General features: G+C 44.9%; 5 protein-coding genes. 2 read left to right on the top strand and 3 right to left on the bottom strand.

Features of this window, described 5'->3' with window-relative positions:
- Positions 1–298: 298 nt before the first annotated feature.
- Positions 299–529, top strand: a complete 231-nt coding sequence (locus QNM18_RS03160; RefSeq protein WP_284136310.1) for a hypothetical protein — start codon at positions 299–301, stop codon at positions 527–529.
- Between the two features lie 233 nt (positions 530–762).
- The gene (locus QNM18_RS03155) at positions 763–984 is read left to right on the top strand and encodes a hypothetical protein (protein WP_211009223.1); all 222 of its coding nucleotides are present in this window, start codon (positions 763–765) and stop codon (positions 982–984) included.
- A gap of 112 nt (positions 985–1,096) precedes the next feature.
- On the opposite strand, the gene QNM18_RS03150 is transcribed toward QNM18_RS03155, so the two are convergent.
- From QNM18_RS03150 to QNM18_RS03140, 3 genes are all read right to left on the bottom strand, one after another.
- On the bottom strand, positions 1,097–1,564 hold the full coding sequence (locus QNM18_RS03150) for a GNAT family N-acetyltransferase (protein WP_211009224.1): 468 nt from the start codon (positions 1,562–1,564) through the stop codon (positions 1,097–1,099).
- An 80-nt stretch (positions 1,565–1,644) separates the two neighbouring features.
- Positions 1,645–2,295 (bottom strand): DNA alkylation repair protein, encoded by a 651-nt coding sequence (locus QNM18_RS03145; protein ID WP_284136309.1) that lies wholly within the window; start codon positions 2,293–2,295, stop codon positions 1,645–1,647.
- 93 nt (positions 2,296–2,388) lie between these two features.
- The gene (locus tag QNM18_RS03140; RefSeq protein WP_284136308.1) at positions 2,389–22,599 is read right to left on the bottom strand and encodes a non-ribosomal peptide synthetase; all 20,211 of its coding nucleotides are present in this window, start codon (positions 22,597–22,599) and stop codon (positions 2,389–2,391) included.
- Between the last annotated feature and the right edge of the window lie 43 nt (positions 22,600–22,642).

The raw sequence follows: 22,642 nt of genomic DNA, 5'->3' as shown, positions 1-22,642 counted from the left end.
GGTTACCTCAACACGCTCTAATTCTGTTTAATTGATAAATACCTGATTGAGTCTTACTTCTCTCGTTGCAGCTAGTTTATCGAACTTGATGAAAGTAGAAGCGCTCTTTTGTGCACTCGTATTCACATAGCTCTAGTATTTGGTAGATTTTGATTAATTTTTTCATGATAAATTAATGATTTTATAGAATTTAAATAACGGTGGGTTTTACGTTTCATGGTTGTTTACAGTCTTTTTTGTCTATTATATATTCGACTTGATTTTAATCTGTTTAATTTAAACAAGGGAGTTTATAAAAATGAAATTAAAATCAATTTTTTTGGGCTTTGCTACAGCGGCTACTTTATCTTTAAGTAGTCATGCAATGGCCTCTATTGGCAGTAATACCATGCTTATTACGTGTGTAGATCAAAGTGAATCCAAAGTGCTGTGGTCGGATCGCGCCTCTAATCCTAGAGTGCAAAACGCTTTGTTGACGAGGTGCTTATATGAAGGCGGTTTCCCTGAGGTTCGTTTTATTACGTATTAAATACATCAGATGTGATGTATGGCGATAGGGGTTCTCCATTTAGTCTTTCTCAGCAATGTAAGGTAAAATAGTGTATTTTGGCATGAATAGTTATATGTAAATAGTTCGTGCGTTTTTAAAATTCAGGTGTTTAAAATAAACTCCGATTTTTATTGCTCTATTTAACAGCTCTGTATTGCTGATTTTAATTTTTATATTTATATAAAAGGTATAAAACAAGGGAGTATATAATAATGAAACTTAAATCAATGCTATTTGGCGGCATAGCTGCCATTGCTCTATTACTTGGTGTGCAATCAACAGCTCATGCATATATGACGATTTTGGTAACTTGCATAGACAAAAATAACTACAACATCTTATGGACCTCAAAGTCTATTTTCCACGCCCAGTACAGAGAAGATGTAAGGCGTTGTATCGCGGATGGTGGTTACGCTGAGGTCGATTACCTCTAAACACTGAGTGGACCAAGTACGTTTGCGCTGAGTAAACGTACTTATTAATTAACCTAAAACTACTTTTTTAAAAGGTTTAACCCGTGAATTCAAACATCACTTTTTGCGGTGTTTAACACATGCCCTTCATAATGTAATTTGCTCCCGCTGGACTGCCCAAATACTTTTCATTTGTGTCTTCAAAGCCTGCTTTTTTATAGCATTGGTATGCGGGGTTGTTACGGCAGTTGACGGTTAAATAAATTTGACTGTACTCGGGATAAAACTCGCGCACGTAAGGGAAAAGGGCATGCACTGCTTGTTTGCCATAGCCGTTGCCTTGTTGGCGTTTATCAATCACAAATGCGCGGATCCCAACAGCATCTTTTGGGCAAAAGTCATATTTCTGAGCATAAGCGAGGTCAAGCTTAAAGTAACCAATGACGTTGCCTTGATATTCAATCACATGCAAATGGGTGGTGTCGCATATATCATTTAAAAACTCGGAAGCAATGCCTGCAAATTCAACCTGACTATCTTCAATTTGAATGGCTTTTACCTGTTCTAGATGTTTTTCAGAGAGCTTTGTTATCGTTATCATGATGTGCTCTTAAGTGTTATAAAGTAACAAAATAATAATTGATATTTTCCAAAATTACCATATTCGGGACGAAGTTCTATTTACAGCGACATGAGCTGCGCTTTGGTTTGTTTGTCGAGTTTTTCTAGCGCATATCGGAATGCCACCCGAGGCATGTGTTTGTGGTGAGTTTTGAGATAATTAATAACGACGTCTGGCGATGACTTTGAAAGCACTTTTAGTAGCCAGCCATAGCCTTTTTGCACCAAATCATGTTGATAGTTCGCCGCGTTTAAAGGGGCATTTAGGGGGGATTTACCTTTATTTAATGGGTAAATCAAAATGACTGCAACGGCTCTTCGAACAGCGAAGTTGCTGTGCGTGGCCCAATGGTGGGTTTTATCAATGAGTTGGGGGTATTGCACAATTAGCTCGCCAAAGGCATGGGTACAAAAATCGTCGCAGTCGTACCAGTCGGTGACGTAGTGCAGTAACCAACGTTCGAAAATATCAAAGGTACTTAGTGTATATTGTTTTTTGACTCGAAACGCCCAGTCATAGGCGATTAAACTGAGCATCCAATCACGCTCCTCAAGCAATTGCTCGCACAGGTGCAGTACAGATTTAATCTGGTGATCTGCTAATTGTCGGTAAAGCGTTGCAGAAAGTTGCCGAGCCTGTGCTGTTTTGATTTTTTGCTGCGGATAGCCAAGTTCAGCCAAAGCGCCTAAGGCAGTGTCTTTGATATGCATATCGTGTATCAATGCGTTGTTTTAAAACACATTAGCTGATTTATGGCAAAAGCTCAAAGCTACCTAGAAAAATAGCGGCTTTGAGCTTTGGCTTTAGTTCGATTGTGATGCTGCCTCTGACCAAATTATTTGATAATGGGGATCTTGTCGCCACTGTTTAAAATAGGTATTAAACAAGGTTTTCCATTCACCAAATCCAATCTGGTATTTCTCTATTAGAGATAAATAGTTGTCTTTGTCATAGGGCGACATTGGCATTAGATAGGTTTCGAATAAATACTCATCATAACCTGGGCGCTGAGTGAGTAGCCCGTTCATAATGACTTGGGTATTACCCTCTGTTGCATGTGCAATATAGTGTTTGCACGAAGCAATGAAGTCATGTTTATCACCTTGTTCAAACTTCAGGTCGTGCGCTTTGGTCAAGTCGTAAAACTCGCTTACTGGCAGCGGGGTTTTGTTTGCTACATGAAATACAGTATTGCGCTTTTGCTCATCACCCATTCCGAGCACAATTGCGGCTGCGGCTTTATCAACCGGAATAATATCCAGCAAATACGGTACATCAGCTGGCTGCACTGGCGTGCGCATCATCATTTTTAGAATACGGTGGAAAATATCATCAGTGTTGCCAATCCCCGTTTGCGACGATCCCGAAATTTGAGCAAAGCGGTAAATAGTGTAAGGCACTCCATGCTGTGAGGCTTGACGGATGTTCTCTTCTTGCACCCATTTAGATTGACCGTAACCACTACAGATAAGCTCAGCATCTTTAATATCAATAAAGTCCTCTACAGGGTTGACTGAAAAGTGGGAGTTTTTTACCTGTGTGCTGGCAGTTGTGCTCGATACAAAGTGGAGCATTTTAAGCGATAGTGTGGTCGCCATTTCTAACAATTGATTGGTGCCCGCCACCGACTTTTTGAATGCAAAGTAAGGCTGAATATGATTGACATAAGATGCCGTGTGGACGATATGTTGCACCTCAGAGCATAAACGTTGCCAGTTTTTGTCTGACAGCCCGAGTTGTGGTTTTTCCATGTCACCGAGCATAGGCACGATGCGCTTCATATTCGGTGTAAGCCGATAATTTTGGGCTGAGTGCGCGATACGTTGCTTTGCTTGCTCAAGGTTATTGGCTCGAACGATGCAGTAGATAGTGGCGTCTGTTTCATCCAGTAACTGCTGCAAGATATGACTACCTAAAAAGCCCGTTGCACCAGTAAGTAATACAGCACTAACCGCGCCTTCATAGGCCTTTTCTAATGAAGTGGTGTCTGCTGTAGGGGCAAAGCCCGCGTCTAAGATAAAGTCAGGTTTTTGCTGTTTCGCATCGCTTTTTTTACCAGTACCTTCAGCGATGTAGAGCTTTTCAATGTCATCGATGAACGCAGCGATGGTGTTCATGTTTTTAAATGCATCTGCTTGCAATTCGAAGTTAAGGGTTTCTTTTAATTGTTGAAACGTTTTTAGCAAAGATATGGAGTCAAAACCATAGTCGTACAGGTCGCAATCTAGGTCCAGCTCATCGGCAGAGACGCCGATCACATTACTGACGATTTGGATCACAGCCGCCCGTATGTCTGATGCTTTGACGACTTCAATTTGAGTTGCTTCTGTGTTTGTAGTCAATTGAGTTAACTCAGCTTTTCGAGCCATTAAGCGGGCAGTATTGTGATAAATTTTTTCTGGTTCTGAACTTAGCAACGCACCTATATTCGTCGCTTCTGAGCTAAGTAAGCTTTGCATCAATGCGAAAGCATCGGGCATGTTAATCAGCTGGTAGCCTTTTTTCTCGGCAAAGCGATTTTCGATGCTTTTTACCGGATCATCGGAGTGCCAATAGCCCCAATTAATGGCCAGAGTTTTCCCCTGCCTTTGGCCTGCATTGACCAGCTGTTGGCGGGTATGTGCAAAGGTATTCTGAAAGCCATTGCTATATGAATATGACAAGTGATTTAAGCTGCCAAATACGGCCATAGATGAGAACATCACAAACATATCGAGTTTTGACTCAGCGAATGTTTTATCTAGGTTTATCGAACCTTGAACTTTAACCTGCATGGCTCGTTCAAAGTCGGCCCAGCAAGTTTCATCTTGCGAAAAAGCGGTGCCTAAGTGTACAACGCCATTGAGAGAGATACCTCGTGTATCAATAAACTGCTTAACCATTGTAAGGTCTTGCTCACAAGTGACATCAGCGCTGAGGTAGTGCACTTGCCCTCGATTAAGAATTTTGAGTTGCTCAATTGCTTCTGCACACTCCTGTTCACTGCGCCTGCCAATTAGAATAACTGTGGCATTAAACTCAGTTAATAACTGCTTGCTCAGTGCCATGCCAAGTTCTCCAAGTGCGCCTGCAATTAAATACACCCCATTTTGCTTGAAGTTGGGAACGCTTAGCGTCGGTGCAATTGAAGGTATCGACGCTTTGTTCAGGGTTAAGGCAAATCGAGTTTGGTCTTGGTATTTAACTTGATTTGGTTGAGAGGTTTCGCCGCTTAAGCTGGGACAAATGACCTCCTGCAGCAATTTATCAGTCCAATTATTGTCCTCAATAGCAAATTCAACTAGGCTCCACACATGTGCAGGGCTGCGCATGGTGTAGCTTCTCAGTAGCGCGCTCATATCTTCGCAGTGGGTGTTCGCCAAACACTCTGGTAGTGTATAAAACAGCTGCATGGTATGTTTATCAAGCTTTGAGATGGCTTGCATAAACTCATAAAGGGGTTTTACCTGCGCTGTTTTTATATCAGTTGGTTCAGCGATAAAAAATACCAAGTTTGGCAAGTTACCTTGGTTAAGTGTTAATGTGCTCAGTGCACCGTAGTTCACTGTTTTAACATCTAAATCAGCGAGCTTTTCTTGCAGTGGCGCAGCGCTTTGCAGGTCTTTTGCGACGATCAGCACTTTTTTACCAGCTAGCATTGGGGTTATCTGAGCGTGCCAATCTGATGGGCAGGCCAAAGGTGCAGGTTGCCATTCATTCTCAAGTAGTAGCCAAGACGCAGAAGGCTTTTCAGTTGTTACGAACGGCGTGGTTGGCAGACTGATTTTTTGCACCGCTGCTTGATAAAGTACAGGCCAATTTATAGTGTGGCCTTGAAGCCAAAAGCGCAATAGCGCACTGGGGTTTTGCTTGAGGTTTATGGCATCCTTATCTTCAATAACTGGTGCTTGTGCAGTGGGCACTTTTTGGATCTCCAGAGCGTCGTTTGTAAGTGCGTGATCCAGCTTTTGTTTTAAAGACTCGATAGAGGACACAACCCAACCTGTGCGGTATTTATGAGCTGTCCTACCCACTTGTAGTGTGTATGCAAGTGACTCCAAAGACACATTGGAATGTCGATCTAGGTACGCATTAAGCGCCTCTGTCTTTGCTACTAGCGCAGGTTGACTGACCGCAGAAAGTACAATGGCTGTCTCATTAGGCGATGCGTTTGCATTGAGAATAGGCTTAGCTGTGTATTCTTCGATCACGATATGGGCGTTTACGCCACTTATGCCAAAAGAGCTTACACCGGCGCGGCGCGGCTGTTCACTTTGCCAGGGAGTGAGTTCTGTTTGTACTTTAAATGGTGAGTTATCGAGTTCCAAGTAGGGGTTCAATTCGTCCACATGCAATGACGGCACAAGGGTTTGGTGCTTAAGTTGTAGCAACACTTTAATTACCCCGGCAATGCCTGCGGCAATCTCAAGGTGGCCAATGTTACTTTTTACAGAGCCGAGCGCACAGCTTTGCGCACTGTTTGCTGTTGTACTTACTTTTTTATAAGTGGCTTTTAGTGCATCTAGCTCCACCGGATCACCAAGAGTGGTTCCCGTGCCATGACATTCAACGTAACTCAGCGTACTTGGGTCAATGCCTGCATCTTGCCAAGCTTTATCTAACAAGCGAGTTTGCGCCTTTGCATTTGGCACTGTAAAGCCCTGAGACTTGCCACCATGATTGATAGCAGAGCCTAAGATTGTCGCATATATATGATCTTTATCTTGTTCCGACTGCGTGAGTCTTTTAATAAAGATCATGCCAACACCTTCACCACGAACAATCCCATCGGCATTTGCCGAAAAAGTACGGCAACGACCCGTTGGTGACAGCGCGCCAATGTCATGCATGGCAATTGAGGCGCTCGGCGACTCAATAACATTGACCCCCCCAACGATTGCTTGGTCGCACTCGCCATTTTGAATTGCTTGCACAGCTTTGTGTATGGCAACTAAAGACGATGAACAAGTTGTATCGACGCCTTCACTTGGACCGTGAAAGTCTAAGAAGTAGCTCATTCGGTTTGGCGCATAAGCTGAGGAGGTGATTAACCCTTCATGGTACCCCGCCTGACAGCCTATGAATAAACCGGTATTGGTGCCCGCCAGTGATTTAGGGTCGTAGCCTGCATCCTCAATACATTGCCAAACATGGGACATCAATAAGCTTTCTTGCAGCTTAATGCGCTCGCTCTCTGCGGGTGCAATATTGAAAAACAACGGGTCAAAACTTTGATTGCGTTCTAGGCGGCCAAGCCAATTAATATCACTAGGTAGAGGTTTTTGTGAGCGGGTATCACTATTTAATTCAGCCCAATCAAATTCGGTGACACAGTCTGTTTGATTGGCAAGATTTTGCCAAAACTGTTCAATGTTGTCAGCTTGTGGGAATTGTGCGCTGATCCCGACGATCGCGATGGGATCGTCACTTTCATCAGGCTGGCAAGCGGCTTGTGCAGGTTTGAACTGTGTATTCTGGGATGGGTTATTGACTAGCTTATCACTGTGTTCATCTAATATATGCGCCAATATACTGTTGAGAGTGGAGTGCATAAATAGCACACTTGGCGACAGCGCCAGTTGGTACTTGGCGTTAATTTGATTGATAAAGGTGATAAAGGCTATGGAGTCTGCACCAAAGTCACCCAGATCTGTGTCAGGATCAAGATCTTTGGCATTAACACCTAGAATATTAGCTGCGAGGTCGGAAAGGCCTGATTTTAGCTCAGTGGTTAATGCGTCAATACTGTTAAACTGACGAATATCTTGTGTGCTTTGTGTGGTGTCAGGTAGCGCATCATTTGCAAACTCAATGAGTGTTTGTGGATTTTTAAGCGCGTGATAAAACGCATTAATCCCTGTTTCTGTCGGCATAGGTGCGAAGCCTGTTTGGGCGAGTATATCTGCAAAATCAGGATTGATTTTCATGCCGCCATCTTGCCAATATGGCCAGTCGATACTAACGCTCAACCCTTGGCGTTCTCCACGCTTTTGCAGTGCGCTGCGATGATGCATGTAGCTGTCCAAAAAGGCGTTGGCAGTGGCGTAGTCTATTTGCGTGAGAGCACCATTAACGCCACTCAGTCCTGCAAAGCAAACGAAAAAGTCCAGTGCGAGATCTTGGGTGGCTTCGTCCAACGCGACCACGCCACCCACTTTAGGGGCGAGCACTTGAGTAAAGCTCGCTAGGTCTTTTTTGTTTAATAGCGTGTCTTTTACAATGCCCGCAGCGTGGATGACGCCGCTGAGCTTACCATGCTTGGTAAGGATATCGCGCACCATCAAGAGCACGTTCATTTTGTGAGAAACGTCCACACTTTGATAATGCAATTGAGTGTTAGCGGCTTTTAGTTGGGCTAACTGCTTTTGCACATCAGGGTGACTCTCCGGTTTACGACCTGTGATAACGATGGTTTTATTAAAAGGCTGTGAACTGATTGCTTTGATAAAATGGCGACCAACCCCACCAAGCCCACCAGTTATAAGGTAAACGCCATCTGCTTTAAACGGCATCTGCGGTTCAGCAGGTACGATTGCTTGATATGTTAAAACTTCTCGTACACCTTGTGTGTAACGTACAAAGTTATCGTCAAAGCCACTTTGCTCTGCGTGAAGTATCGTAGCAAGGTTGTTTTGAATTGCCGCGTCATCTAACACAACTAATTGTGTCTTCAGTGTTTTGCACTCAAGGCTGGCGGTTTTTAAGAGAGCGTGGAAGCATGTATATAAGTTATCTAGCGTATCGCCAGAGCCATTGTCAGCAATAATTAATTGCAGTTTTATTTGCCGTTTAGTGGCTACATTTTCCTTAATAATTTGAAGTAACTGAAAACCACAGTCCGAGACTTTTTGCTCAGTTGAAAAGTGCTCAGATAGCAACATGTGTACCTGAGCATGAGGTAGTTCAGTGACGTGTGCTGGAAAGTCGCAAAAAACGACGTGATGTTCTGCGTCGTGGTGTTGTGATACTTGTTCTTGATGAGCTATGGCTTTTTCAATCCAAACTGGGGTTTTAAGCGCTGCTTCGCCTGTAGACTTTGTTGTGCCGTCTAAATTTGGTGCTCGCACAGTATTTACATTGCCAAGAGCAATCGTTCTTAACGCAAACGGGTAGGTGGGCAAGCTGAGCTTTTTAAGCTTGGCGCCTTGGTAGATGAAGTCCCAGCCAGTAAAGCCTGATGCCAACCAAGTGGTTAATATGCCCTGATAATCGCCTTGATTAAATGCTGCGGCCAAATCAAGGGAGTGTGTTTGAACTGTGCTTGCAAGACTCGACGTTGGTGCATTCAAATACTGGGTGAGTTTTGTTTTCAGTTCATCAATAGAGCTGACAACAACCCCTGTACGCACAGGCATAACTGTGCGGCCAGTTTGCAATGTGTAAGCCAACCTAACCAATGCTTGCTGAGATAGGTCGTTTGCAGTTAGGTAGTCGCGCAATTGACTTACTTGTTTGGTCAATACCTCTTCATTTTGTGCAGACAAAACGATGATACAAGACTTGTTTTGTAACTGGCTTTCGATGTCATGGTCGAATGATTTACCCGCTTCTTCTAACACTGCATGGGCATTGGTGCCACCAATGCCAAATGAGCTTACTGCCGCACGCCTCGGTAGTAGCGGCGTATTCCAGTCTTTTGTTCGGTCGACGACATAAAATGGAGAGTTGTTCATGTCGATGTGCGGATTAGCAGTGTTGTAATGCAAAGAAGCTGGTATTTTTTTGTGATATAGCGCCAGCGAGGTTTTAATAAAACCAGTTAACCCTGCCAATGTGTCGGTATGGCCAAGGTTTGACTTGACCGCGCCTAGACCACAAAACTGCTTGTCACTACTGTGCTGCTGATACACCTGCTGTAACGATGAAAACTCGATTGGGTCGCCAAGGGCGGTGCCGGTGCCATGGGCCTCAACATAACTGATTGATGCAGGTGACACCTTGGCGGCTTTTAGCGTTTGCTCAATGACATGCATCTGGCCTTTGGTACCAGGTGCGAAAAAGCCTGCTTTGTCTTTACCATCATTATTGATTTTAATGCCACGGATCACACTATAGATGTTGTCTGCATCGTTTAAAGCATCATCGGCACGTTTTAACACAATGACAGAGACGCCACTGCCACCAATCATGCCATCGGCTTTTTCGTCAAACACTTTGCAGCGAGCATCACCTGCAAAATTTAACCCTTTTTCATATTCATATCCGGTGTAATGCTGCGGATATAAACAAGCCGCGCCAACAATGGCGTAATCTATTTCACCGGCCTTTAGCGCACTGCATGCCAGTGCGATGGCTGACATGGAAGATGAGCAGTTTGAATGCACAAATAAGCTTGGGCCAGTAAAGCCAAGGTGGTAAGAGATGGTCGTGGGTAGTGTCCCTGGTTGATTAATGGTTGAAGCTACATAATCTTGTGCATTTAAAATAAACTGCCCATCTTTAAACTTGTCTTGCAGATTCAGATCTGGATTGTCAGCACCTGAAGATGATACATAAACTCCGGTATTTGGCATATTTTTGGCGCAGTAGCCGGCATCTTCTATCGCTTTCCATGCGTGCATTAACAGCTGGCGCTGTGAATAACTCATGGCTTTGGCATTCTTTTCAGAGATATTGAAAAACTCTGGATCAAACTGATCTTGGCCTTCTACCCATGAGTCTAGCCATGTGACGTCACCTTGCTTGCTGGACTCGCTGAGTCTTTTTAGCAGATCTTGTTCTTCGACTAAATTTTGCCAAAAAGTGGCATGATCAGGCGAGTCTGGATACTGACAAGACAGCCCGATCAGCGCCACATCTTGATTTTGTGCGCTACTGGTAACCTCGTTGTCTCGTATGATTGCAGAACTTGTTGGGCTATTTGTCGATTGAGCTTGTGCAATAAAATCAGTCATAGCCTCTATGGTGCTGGATTGAAAGATCTGCGTCAGCGGGAACTCCACATTTAATTGTGATTTAAACTTTGCGGTCAGTACATTGGCCAGCAGTGAATCTCCACCTGCTTCAAAGAATGGTACGTCAGAGGCGATATGGTCAACCTCAAGTACTTGTCGCCAGATCTGCGTTACGGCTGATTTGAGCTCTGGTTGTGCCACAGGTATAGCAAACTTAGGCTGAGTTGCATTGATACTGGCGGCACTTTGTGTATTCAACAAAGCCGTCTTTGGTGTTTGATTAAAAGGCAGTTGTGTTAGTAGTGCTTGCTTATCAATTTTACCATTTGCGGTTAGTGGATAGTGAGGTACTAATACGAAATAAGCTGGCACCATGTAATCTGGCAGCTTGGTCAGTAAATCTGAACGTATTTTTGCGGTAGATGGTGCATCTGGTGCAATGATATAGGCAACTAACACTTGACCAAGCTGCTTTTGTGCTGCAATAACGTATGCGTCTGTGATATAGCTAAGTGATTTGAGCGCGCATTGCACTTCACCAAGCTCAATACGGTGACCACGGATCTGAACTTGGTCGTCGGCTCGGCCCATGTATTCTAGTAAGCCAGACTCATTTAAACGAGCTAGATCTCCTGAGCGGTAAAGACGTTTACCTGAACTATGTGTAATAAACCGCTCATCAGTTAGGGTAGGCTGATTGTGGTAACCTCGAGTAATGCCGCAGCCAGAGACAAAAATCTCACCGACTTGTCCAGATTGAACCGGATTTAACTGTTCATCCAACAACAAAACTTCGTAGCCGGGTAGGGCACGGCCTATGATACTGCGTGTTTTTCCGCCATACACCATGTTGGCATCTATGGTGACTTCAGTCACATGCACAGTGGTTTCGGTGATGCCATACATGTTGATAAGCTCAGCTTGACGTTGTGTCTGCTCAAACCAGGGTGTCAGTTTGTTTAAATCTAACGCCTCACCGCCAAATATCACTTTACGTAGCGCATTGTGTGGGCTTGCGAGCAAGATATCCATCAGAGGGTAAAACGCCGATGGGGTTTGGTTTAAAATTGTCACTTGGTTATCGGTGACAAACTTGGCAAAACTCACGGATTCTTTGCGAGTAAGCTCTTCGGGGATCAAGAGCTTGCCACCGTGCAGTAGCGCGCCCCAAATTTCCCACACCGAAAAATCAAATGCATAAGAGTGGAACAAACACCAAGTGTCTTGCTCAGTAAAGCCAAATTTAGACTGAGAGTTATTGAACAGGCTGGATACGTTGTGATGCTCAACTAACACGCCTTTTGGTTTGCCTGTAGAACCTGATGTGTAAATGATATAAGCAAGGCTTGATGACGATGCTCGATTGATATTGGCAACTTGCGTATTTCCAGCAAGGGCCGTTTGTAAGTTAATCACTTGATTGTGCTGGCTAGCCCCCGCGTCAGGCAGATCAGCGCCAAGGACCAAAATACTTGGGTTGGCGTCTTGTAATATATGATTAATACGCGCCTTTGGTGAATTGGCATCGAGTGGTACATAGGCAGCACCTGATTTCAAAATACCGAGTATGGCGACAATTAGTTCAATCGATGGTTTTGCACACAATGCAATCAGGTTTTCAGCGCCATGTTTAAATTCGGGGTGGTTGAGTAAAGTATGGGCGAACTGGTTTGCCTTATCATTGAGCTGGCTGTAGCTGATAGACTGCATACCAAAACAGACGGCAGTGCGCTCTGGATGCTGGGTCGCTTGTGCTTCAAATAAATCGACTAGAGTTTGCTCAGTAGATTGATGCGCTGAGGCAGGTATTGGTTGGTGCTGAGTAAATACAGGCAAGCTGCTTAGCACTGGGCCGTTTGCAAATATGACATCATCAAATAGGGCCAAATAGTCTTTGGCAAATGTATCAACTATATGATGAGGGTAAACTGCTGCGTTAAATTTAAAAGCAATCTTAAAGGTGTCCGAAAGCGGCGTGACCTCAAGGCTTAAATCCAGTTCAGGCTCTTGCAAGCATTCAGGCCAAATGGCGTTCACCAAATCTTGATTAGACTCAATCCAATCTGGTTTTAAGAAGTTGTGGTACGCAAACCCAATTTGGAAAATTGGATGGCTGTGTATAACGCGTTTAGCGCCAGTTGCGCGGACGATGTCTGTAAATGGATAGCCGCTGTGCTTTATCAATTCACCTAACTGACGCTGATTTTGACTGGCAAGGTGTGCAAATGGCTGTGCCTTGTCCAGTTTGGCTCTCAGTGGTAATTGATTAACAAACAAACCTACGGCATTGGCCATTTCACTGGTTGGGCGGTGCAGGACCGGTACACCTAGGGTGATATCAGTACGGCGTGTGTTGGCACATAAAAGTATTTGAAATACCGATAAGAAAAACCCGGCGGGGTTTATCTTATTACTGCTACAAAATTGCTGAATACGCTGCACATGATTGTTATTCACTGGCAGTTCAATACGTTTTGCTTGTTTGGTCGCGCTTTGTTCTTTGTGCTTGCCTGGCAGTGACAATTCAGGCTCAATTCCTTGCAATTGTGTTTGCCAATAGTGCTTTAGCTGCGTGCTTTGTTCGCTGTTAAGCATCTGTTTTTCCCACTCAAGATAAGTGAAAAAACCAGTGTCAGGTTGCGGTTGCTCAAGCGGTTCGTTGGCGACAAGGGCATGGTAAGTTTGCCACAATTGATCAAGCAACAAGGTAGCAGAGACACCGTCGATGATGAGGTGATGGAACACCATTACCACGACATCAAGCTGGCTGTTTATTTGCCAATGTGATGCGCGCCACAGCAGCGGGTTTTGTGTTGAATGCGTTTGCGTTAGCGCAAATGGTTGCTTGATGTCTGCTTGGATTAAATCGATTAAGGCTGATTTTGACGCCACAGGCGTGTGGTTTTGCATCAGTTTAGGCGCATGCCCAGTGATTTGTTGCCTTGGTAAGCCTTCGATTTCAGAAAGCTGCACCGACAAAATTGGATGTTTTTGGCTGAGCCAGTTGAGCGCAGCCTGCATGCAATCCACATTCAAGTCATTGACTTCAAAAACCATTGGTACATGGTAAGTGCTTAGCTGTGGATCTTGTTTGTGCAATAGCCACAGACCTTGCTGGGCTTTTGACAGCGGAAATGGCGCATTTAAAGGTGTACTTGTAGGTGTACTTTGAGCCGTAAGTTGGTCCACATGCGTGGGTATTTGGTGTGCAGCTAAATAGTCACATAGGTCATTGATGGTGCTTATCTCGAAAAGCAGTGCTGGTGGCAAGGATTCAACAGCCAAAAATGCATCAGATTCTAGCCTTTGTACCACCGACATCAGCATGATGGAATCAAAGCCCATGTCTTTAAAATCAACCTCTTCGTCTAAGTCTTTCACATCGATTTTAGTGATGTCGGTAATAATTGACTTAACGTAGTCACGGATTTGGGCGTGGTTTTTCTCACCCTGAACAGGATTGGTATCGTGGCTCTGAGCTGTGCCGTTAGGGTTATACCAAAGCTCTGTTAATTTGCTTGTATCGCCATATAAAAAACAGTGCTGAGTAGGGATGTTCTGCAACGTAAATATGCGATAGAACGCGTCGATGCCTATTTCATTTGGCATGACCTCAATGCCTTGAGATTGCAAAATAGAGACGGTTAATGAGTCAACCTGCATACCACCGTCTGACCATAGCGGCCAATTAATAGAGAGGCTTAAACCGCTGCGTGCGCCTTGCACTGCTTGCGTCTGTCGATTTGCCATAAAGCGGTCCATAAAGGCGTTGGCACATGCATAATCTGCCTGTCCCATATTGCCAAAAACACCGGCAATGGAAGAGAAACAGGCAAAAAAGTCTAAATCGCATGCTTTACTTGCTTCATCCAATGCAATTAAGCCTGCCACTTTAGGTGCAAACACCTGTGCGACTTCCAGTGGTGTTTTATTGCTGATCAGCTGGTCTTTGATCACACCAGCACTGTGAATAATACCTGTAATGCTGCCGTGTCTGGCAGTGAGGTTTGCAAAAAGCGCGTTGACGTCATCATGGTTGGCAATATCCAAAGACACATAGCTTAACCTCGAAGATTCTTCACTTAATGCGTCAAGGCGCGACTGAATCGCATCGCTATGTGCACGACGGCCAACAAACACAATTTTCGCATTGGCAGTATGTTGAATGATTTCTTTGGCAAAGGTTTGACCAAGCTGGCCAAGGCCGCCCGTTATCACGTACACACCATTTTCTTTCCAAGGCAGTGTAGAGGTGTCAACGTGCTGATAAGCTTGCAAGTCAAAGGTTAAAACCTGTCGCTGCCCCTGTTGGTAGCGTATACAGGAGTCTTGTTTTTTTGCTTCATCCTCAACAAGGTGTTCAAAATTATTTGTATCATCTACAGCAATTAGCTGAGTCTCAATATTACTGTATTCGATGGCTGCTGTTTTAAGTACACCATTTAGCGCAGATAAAAGCTGGGTTTGGTCTTTTACAACAACTTGAACAAGTAACTTGCTCGGTGTCTTTTTAGTGATGGTGCCTTGCTGTACTTCAAGTTGCTTAAAGTAGCCGATAAGACCATTTGTATAGGCTGCTAGTTGTTCTTGGATGTTTGCCGTCGTGCAACTAAGGCGCGTGCTTGATACCGAATATATCTCTGGTAAGTCATGACCAAGCAGTACAACTTGGCGATGATAAGTGGCAGATTCAGTAGAGGTTAACGGCTTGTCCACCCAATTTGCGGTGTAGTGAAGTAGCGCAGACGGTGCTTGTGCTGTCTGTATGTTTCGCATTTGTGGCACAGGTTCAAAAGCTAGAGTGCTCCGAACATGAGCGCTGTGTCCATTTACATCGGGCGCAGCACTGAGCTCAAAATTATTGTATTCAGGGCTTTTTAGTGCTGGTTTTTGAACAGGCTTATTGGTACTTTTTTCTGGGAGCCAAAATGGCGTTTTAGCAAACGGGTATGTTGGCAAACGTAAAAGTGCAGGTGTTCTATTTGCATACAATAACGGCCAGTCAATATTCGCGCCGACTACCCAAAGGGCAAGTAACTTATCTAAGTCGCCTTGCTCTATCCAACGGGCGAAGTCGCTGCTATCCAAGGCACTTAAGATCTCTTTACCTTGTTTAACTTCACCTTGTTTGTATTGGCCGCGCGCATGGTCTAAAAAGCGCGACAACATTGAGCTCACATCCAAAAGTGAATTTGCTGTAAACGCCATTCGGTGGTCCATTTCTTCACGGGCGCTTTGCAGCGTGAAGGCTAAACTTTCCAGTGCACTTTCTTGTACATTTTTATCTACTATCCATGATTGCAATGCGAGTGCTTTGTCTTTAAGTGCGTCGGTGCTTTTGGCGCTAAGCGCAATGATCACAGGACGCAATTCTACACTTTGTTGCTGAGTGGGCTGGGGTTGATACTCTTCAAGTACAACATGGGCATTGGTACCACTAAAGCCAAATGAACTAACTGCTGCACGACGTTTTTGCTGATTGTCGGTCTGCCATGCAATGGCCTCTTGATTGACAAAAAACGGCGTGCCTTGCCAGTTAATATGGCTATTACCTTGTTCAAAGTGCAGTGAAGCTGGGATTGTACGGTGCTTCATGGCAAGTAGCGCTTTGATCACGCCAGCAACACCCGCAGCGGTAAGGCAGTGGCCGATGTTGGTTTTGACTGAGCCCAACGCACAAAACTCGGTGTTGCTGGTATGCGCTCTAAATGCGCGAGTCAGTGCTTGAAACTCAATGGGGTCGCCAAGTTTAGTGCCTGTGCCATGAGCTTCGATCATTTGAATTGAATCGGGTGCAATATCAAAACGGGTATAAATATCGCCGTGTAGCTGCTCTTGTGACAAGGAACTGGGCGCTGTGATCCCGCTGGTGGTGCCATCTTGATTGGTGGCAGAGCCCAAAATTACGCCGTAAATGTGGTCGCCATCACGTTCAGCGTCTTCCAGTTTTTTCAGCACTAATACGCCTGCGCCTTCCCCTGGCACAAAGCCATTGGCGCGATCGTCAAAGGTGTAGCAAGTGCCATCTGGGCTAAGCATGCCTGCTTTACCTGCATGAAGCGAGAATTTGGGGGTGCATAAGGTCGCAACACCGCCAACGAGCGCACTGCTGATCTCATTGTTGTTCAATGCCTGACACGCACTGTGAATGGCAACCAAAGACGAAGAACATGCAGTGTCTATGGCAAGGGCAGGGCCTTTTAAATTCAAAAAGTAAGAAACGCGAGCTGGGATGACAGAACCTGCATTACCCCAAAAAATTTGCGCCGGCGCATCGTCTTCAGCCAAACCTGCATAATCGCTTTGTGCACACCCCAAATATACGCCAACATTTTGCCCAGCAACCTGAGTGACCATATTGGCGTCTTCTAATGCCTTGTAGGCCTCTTGCAAAAATAGTCTTTGCTGCGGGTCCATGTACATGGCTTCTTGCGGCGTGATGGAGAAAAACGGCGCATCAAAGGTGCTGATGTCATTAAGTAAACTGGCGTATTTGCTCCAGCTTTGCTGATTGTCATTGAGTCCAGTCAGGTCCCAGCGTGTTTGTGCTTTGACTGAAGTTCTTTTTTCAGCCAGCATTGCCCAAAATTCATCGAGGTTATCTGCATCACCGAATTGGCCGCTCATACCAACAATGGCTATCTTACCGTCATTGGCGGGAATCTCTACTGGTTTGCTCTCATCATCGGCAGGTTGCGAGGCTTTAGTGTGAGCTCGATGCTTACGCAAACTTTGAACGTTGTCTGTGTTTGCCGGTTGTTCAATGTTTTTGGCTGATATATTTGATTCAACAGGGCTTTGGGCTGGTAGCAGTGTCATGGCTTTATCACTGTGTTCTAATAGGATATAAGCGCTGAGTGTCTCAATAGATGGGTAGTCAAATAACAAGGTAGCAGGCAAGTTTAGGCCAAACTTTGCATTGATCTCATCAAGCATTTGAATGGCCAAAATCGAATCCACGCCGTAGTCTGCGAACGACTCTTCAGCATCTAATTCATTGGGCGGCATGTCTAATGCATTGCTGGCAATGTCAAAGAGCGCATTTTGTACACACTCAGAAAGCTTGGATAGGTCTGCGTTGGAATTTGTCGCCTGTTGCTGATTTTGCGTTGTTGTCTTACTGGTCATATTGGGTGATTTTGTTGTTTTGACACTGTCTTTGTTCTGTGTATTTTCCCCTCGCTTTGGCATGCTTTTTTGTAAAATATAACCATTGCTTTGAGCGCAAAATACTTGCTGTTGGCTTGTGGGGTCTGCCGCAGCAAATACAGTACTGAACCCTGATTCGTTTAGCGCTTGTTGCCAAGTCTCAATTGATAACATAGGTGAACCAGATAAACGCATGTGCGAATCTTGGCTTAGCCACCATCCTTCCAATAAGCCGAATGTGAGGTGGGTAAATAAGGATTTTTTTACCACTTCGTTGATGAGCAAAATGCCGCCCTGTTTCAAACTGGCTTTGGCATTTTGCAGGGTGTTTTTTATATCAGCAGTGGCATGTAACACATTGGTGGCAATCACCACATCATATTGGCCTATCTCAATGTTTTGAGCAGCAAGTGGTTTACTGATGTCGAGGTATTTGGTGTCAATAAACGGGTAATCAGTTTGGTACTGAGCTTTGGCATGATTAAAGAATGCTTTTGATAAATCGGTATAGGCGTACTCTGCAACTTGCCATTTCGCAACAGCAGGTAATACAGATCGAGTCGTACCACCAGTGCCCGCACCAATTTCTAACAAACGTACTGACTTTGCATTGCTCTGCGTAAGATATGCTTGAAGCTGCTCAATAAGGACCGCGTTTGCATAGTCAGCAACAGGGTTGTTTTGATAAACCGCTTCGACTAAGGCCATGGAAGCATTGGGGAAAACTGCATCTGTGGCTTTAATATCACCATTTAAAATGGCGGGTAAACTGGCTAAGCAGCTGTCTAGCAAGTTTGCAGAGGGATCTGATATTGGCGCAACGTCAACATCTTGGATAAAACCGTTTTGTAGTAGTTGCTCAGCTTCTAAATAACGCGCAGTTTCGCTCCACCATTTACTGAAATAATCAGGTAGTGCCGCGAGTGCTTTTTCACGCTTTTCGGGACGCTGCCAACCGGCTTTGTTGAGTGCGCTGCAAAGCTGCTTTAAATCGACATCGGCTTTGTTGCCTTGCGCGGGCAGTTGATGCTGGGAATCTTGTTGTTCAAGTGCACACGGCATGCCTTGTGCACTAAAACTTTGTAACTTAAAGGCGTCAGTGAAGGCGGCTTGTGTTACTTTCAATATGCCAGCTTGCACTAGGTTTGAGTTCATAAAAGTTGCAAGTGCTTGCATGCCTTGTTTGGCTTCTATTGAGCCAATGCCAATGGCGCGCATTTTCTTTTGGTAATATTCATCTTGTACCACGCCAACTGAGCCCCAATAGCCCCAGTTGATGATTTTAACCGGGCATTTGTGCTGGTAAGTGCGTGCTAAGGCATCCAGATAGACACATCCAGCGGCATAATTACTTTGCCCAGCAGCAGGAGAAAACGATTGCATCGAAGAAAAGAACAAGAAAAAATCTAAATCCGCTTGGCTAAATACTTCAAGGGCCACTTCACCAGTTTGTTGTTTGGCGTGATAGCTGCGGTGCAACTGCGCTTCATCCATGTTTGCCAGCGCTTGATCTTCCAAATGTAAAATAGAATGTACGACACCATTTAAGTTGCCGTATTGGCGGGTGATGTCTGCAAATGCATTTTCCATCGCGGCTTTATCACTGGCATCACACTGTATGTAAACAGGGGCTTTTCCAAGTTGGGCTAGGCGGTCGATATCGCTTTGAATGTCTGTGTTTATTTCTCGGCGGCCAAGCCAAATAATCTGCGCATCGTGGTGTTTTATCATCCACTCACTCCACACTTGACCAAGACCGCCTGCGCCGCCAAGGACTAGATAAGTACCTTGGTGTTGGTAGGCCATGTTGGCGTTTGGCGCATGATCTAGATAGGTATGTTCGGCGAGTTCAAAGGCAAAGTATTGAGCGCCGCGATGCGCGTACAAGCCAGTAGGTAGCGCTGTGAATGCAGGGGGAATGGCGGTTAGCTGCTCAGCATCTATGATACGCACAGTCCAGTTTTGGTTTTCTTGCGAGACACTTTGCAATAGGCCTATCAGGCCAGCTCCTTCGCGAGCACTTCGATCATTTTGGCCAAAAACTGCTTGAGTATTTTCTGTCACCAAGGTGATTGATAACGGCTTGTTGGCAAACCCTTGTGCAAGCAAAAGCTTTAACTGCCTAAACAAGCTTAGCGGTTGGGCGTATTCATCTTTTGCAATCCAAAGTAGCTGGTCAATGGAGGCGTCAGTGCACGCTTCTAGCCAGTCTGGTTTTAATGCTTGCGGACCAAAGTAGAGCGAGCGCGTTTCAAACGACTGCGAAAAATCAGGCGTTATGGCTTGCCAGCATGGCGTCAACGTCAATAGCGTTTGTTCGTTTTGTTGGCTCGGTTTTAACGCGTTTATTGGCATATCACGGGTAGAAAAGCCTTCAATGCGAACCAATAAACTGCCATCTGGGGCGAAAATATCGAGGTCAAACCTTTGTGTACTATCTGCGTTTGTATTTAATTGCGTGGCTTTTACCCATATTTCATTGTGCTGTACTTGGCTTAATTGACTGGCGTTGTAATAACTGACTTGCTCTGTGGCAAACGGCAGTGCCGCGTTTCGCTGCTCAGCGAATAAGAGTAGCGACTGCAATGCGGCATCCATTATAGCGGGAGTCAGGCTAAAACCTAGACAACAAGATTCCGGCACTCTGACTTTGGCCATTACTGTCGTGCCTTGTTTGCTTAATTGCTGAAGTCCCTGAAAGCTTGGGCCATATTCTATCCCCATGTTTTTAAACGTTGTGTAGATATCAGAGGGGGAAAACTCACTATCAGATAGGGGGGCTTGTTCAAACCAGGCGTTAGGCACAGCTCGCTGCGAGATGCAAACCTCTCCAGAAGCACACGCTAGCTGTGTGCCATCTTGCTTTTGCCATACTTCAAATTGAATTCTATTGTCAGCTTCCCAAAGCGATAGATAAACGGTTCTTTGTTCTTTTGTTGTTGCTAAAGTGAGGTTGATCGGGCGCAGCCATTTGACGTTTTCTATTTGAATGCTGTGCGACTCATCTAAATCATGAGACAGCGAGATTGCTGCATGGACCATTTCTAAGGTGCAGACCCCGGGTAATATTCGCTCACCATTTATTTGGTGGTCAGCTAAAAAGAACTCGTCTCCACTAAAAGTTGAGCTAAAGAGTAGCTCATCAAAAGCTGGCAGAGCTTTATGCACAAGCGGGTGCAACAGCGTTGCTTTTGTCTCTTCTTTTTTTGATTCTATCCAGTACGGCTTAGGGTTAAATGGGTAGCCGGGCAGGGCAAGTCTATTTGGCAAAGCGTTTTGATAAAGCGTTGTCCAATTGACATCGACACCAGTGAGCCATTGACTTAGCACGTCAGCGAGGTTTTTATTGTTTGCTTCAATACAGGCGTTGGCTTTGTCCTTATCTGTTTTACCTTGTTGCCAATTTGCCTCGTTACCTGCGACAAATAGGTTGAGCTGTTTGGTTACTTCAGCGATGGAATTAGCTGTAAAGGCAAGGCGGTGAGTCATGTTCTCACGGCCGACCTGTAAGGTAAATGCCAAGTCGGCCAGCACATCGTTTTGTAAGTTTTGTGCGGTAATAAAAGCACTTAGCTGTTTGGCGCGTTCAAGCAAATCGTGTGGTTTTTTAGCCGACAACACAATGGCAACAGGGGCATTGAGCTTGATTGAATGAGTCACTCTTTTAGGTAGTGATTGCAATATGACATGGGCATTGACCCCGGCAAAGCCGAATGACGAGATACCAACAAGTGGGGTAGTTTGGTCAATTGGCATGCAGTCAGTGGCCAATTGAAATGGCGATTTATCGAGAGAGATCTTTGGGTTTAAAGTCGCAAAGTTTTGCAGCGGCGGCACTTGCTGATATTTAAAGCTCAATAATACCTTGATGATGCCCGCTATTCCCGCTGCGGACTCCAAGTGACCGATGTTGGTTTTTACTGTGCTGAGGTAGCAGGTGTTGTCACTGGCGGCATTTTTAGATTTTGTTGCACGAAAAGCGCGTTTTAAGCCTTGAATCTCGATTGGATCGCCGAGTCGAGTGCCAGTGCCATGTAGTTCGATGTATGATAAATCATCACTGTGAATTCCTGCATTGTCGATGGCTTCTTGGATCACTCTAGATTGAGAAAATGGACTGGGTGAGGTGAGGGTATTGGTGTGACCTGAATGACCAACGCTACTGCCTTTAACTACACCATAAACTGTGAGGTTTTCTTTTAAAGCGCGCTCTAATGGCATAAGAAGCACCATACCGACGCCTTCGCCACGCACATAACCATCGGCGTCGGCATCGAGGGTTTTGCAGCGTCCGTTTGGCGATAAAACCCCAAGCTTGCTGAATGACACATAGCGACTTTTGGTGATAAGCAAGTTAACGCCACCGACCAGAGCGGCGTTGATTTCACCGGCATTAAAGTCGTTCATGGCTTTGTGTAGTGCAACTAATGACGATGAACAGGCGGTATCGACGGTCTCGCTAGGTCCCTGGAAATTAAAATAGTGGGAGATGCGATTAGCAAAGACCCCAGTAGACATGCCCGTTAAAAAATGCGGGTCGATATTGCCTGTGGCAAGTTCTTGATAATCTGTATTACTGCAACCTAAGTACACACCCGTTTTGGTGTTTTTGAAGGTGCTTGGAGACAAACCCGCATCTTCAAAACATTGCCACGCCAGCTCCATACTCAGGCGTTGTTGTGGATCCATACTTTGCGCTTCTTTAGGCGAAATGGCAAAAAATCCGGCATCAAAACCGTCAATATCATCAATGAATCCACCCCATTTACTGACAATTTTTTGTTCGTCTTTTTTCGGAGTTGGATCAAAGTCATCTTGCCATCGCCAGCGCGAAGCTGGGATCTCTGTGATACTACTTACTTTGTTTGCTAAGTTGTGCCAAAACTGCTCTTTGCTGTTTGCACCGGGAAAGCGCAGCGATATTCCGACAATGGCAATATCTTGTTGAGCGTTTGATTGCTTGCTGGCCATAGTATCTGGTTTGTTTTTCATGGTTTGTCTCAGTAAAACGGATATGTAACTTATAAAGTGACCG

Source organism: Pseudoalteromonas obscura, from assembly GCF_030135505.1.
Classification (GTDB): Bacteria; Pseudomonadota; Gammaproteobacteria; order Enterobacterales; family Alteromonadaceae; genus Pseudoalteromonas; species Pseudoalteromonas obscura.
This window is presented reverse-complemented; position numbering and strand designations above follow the sequence as displayed.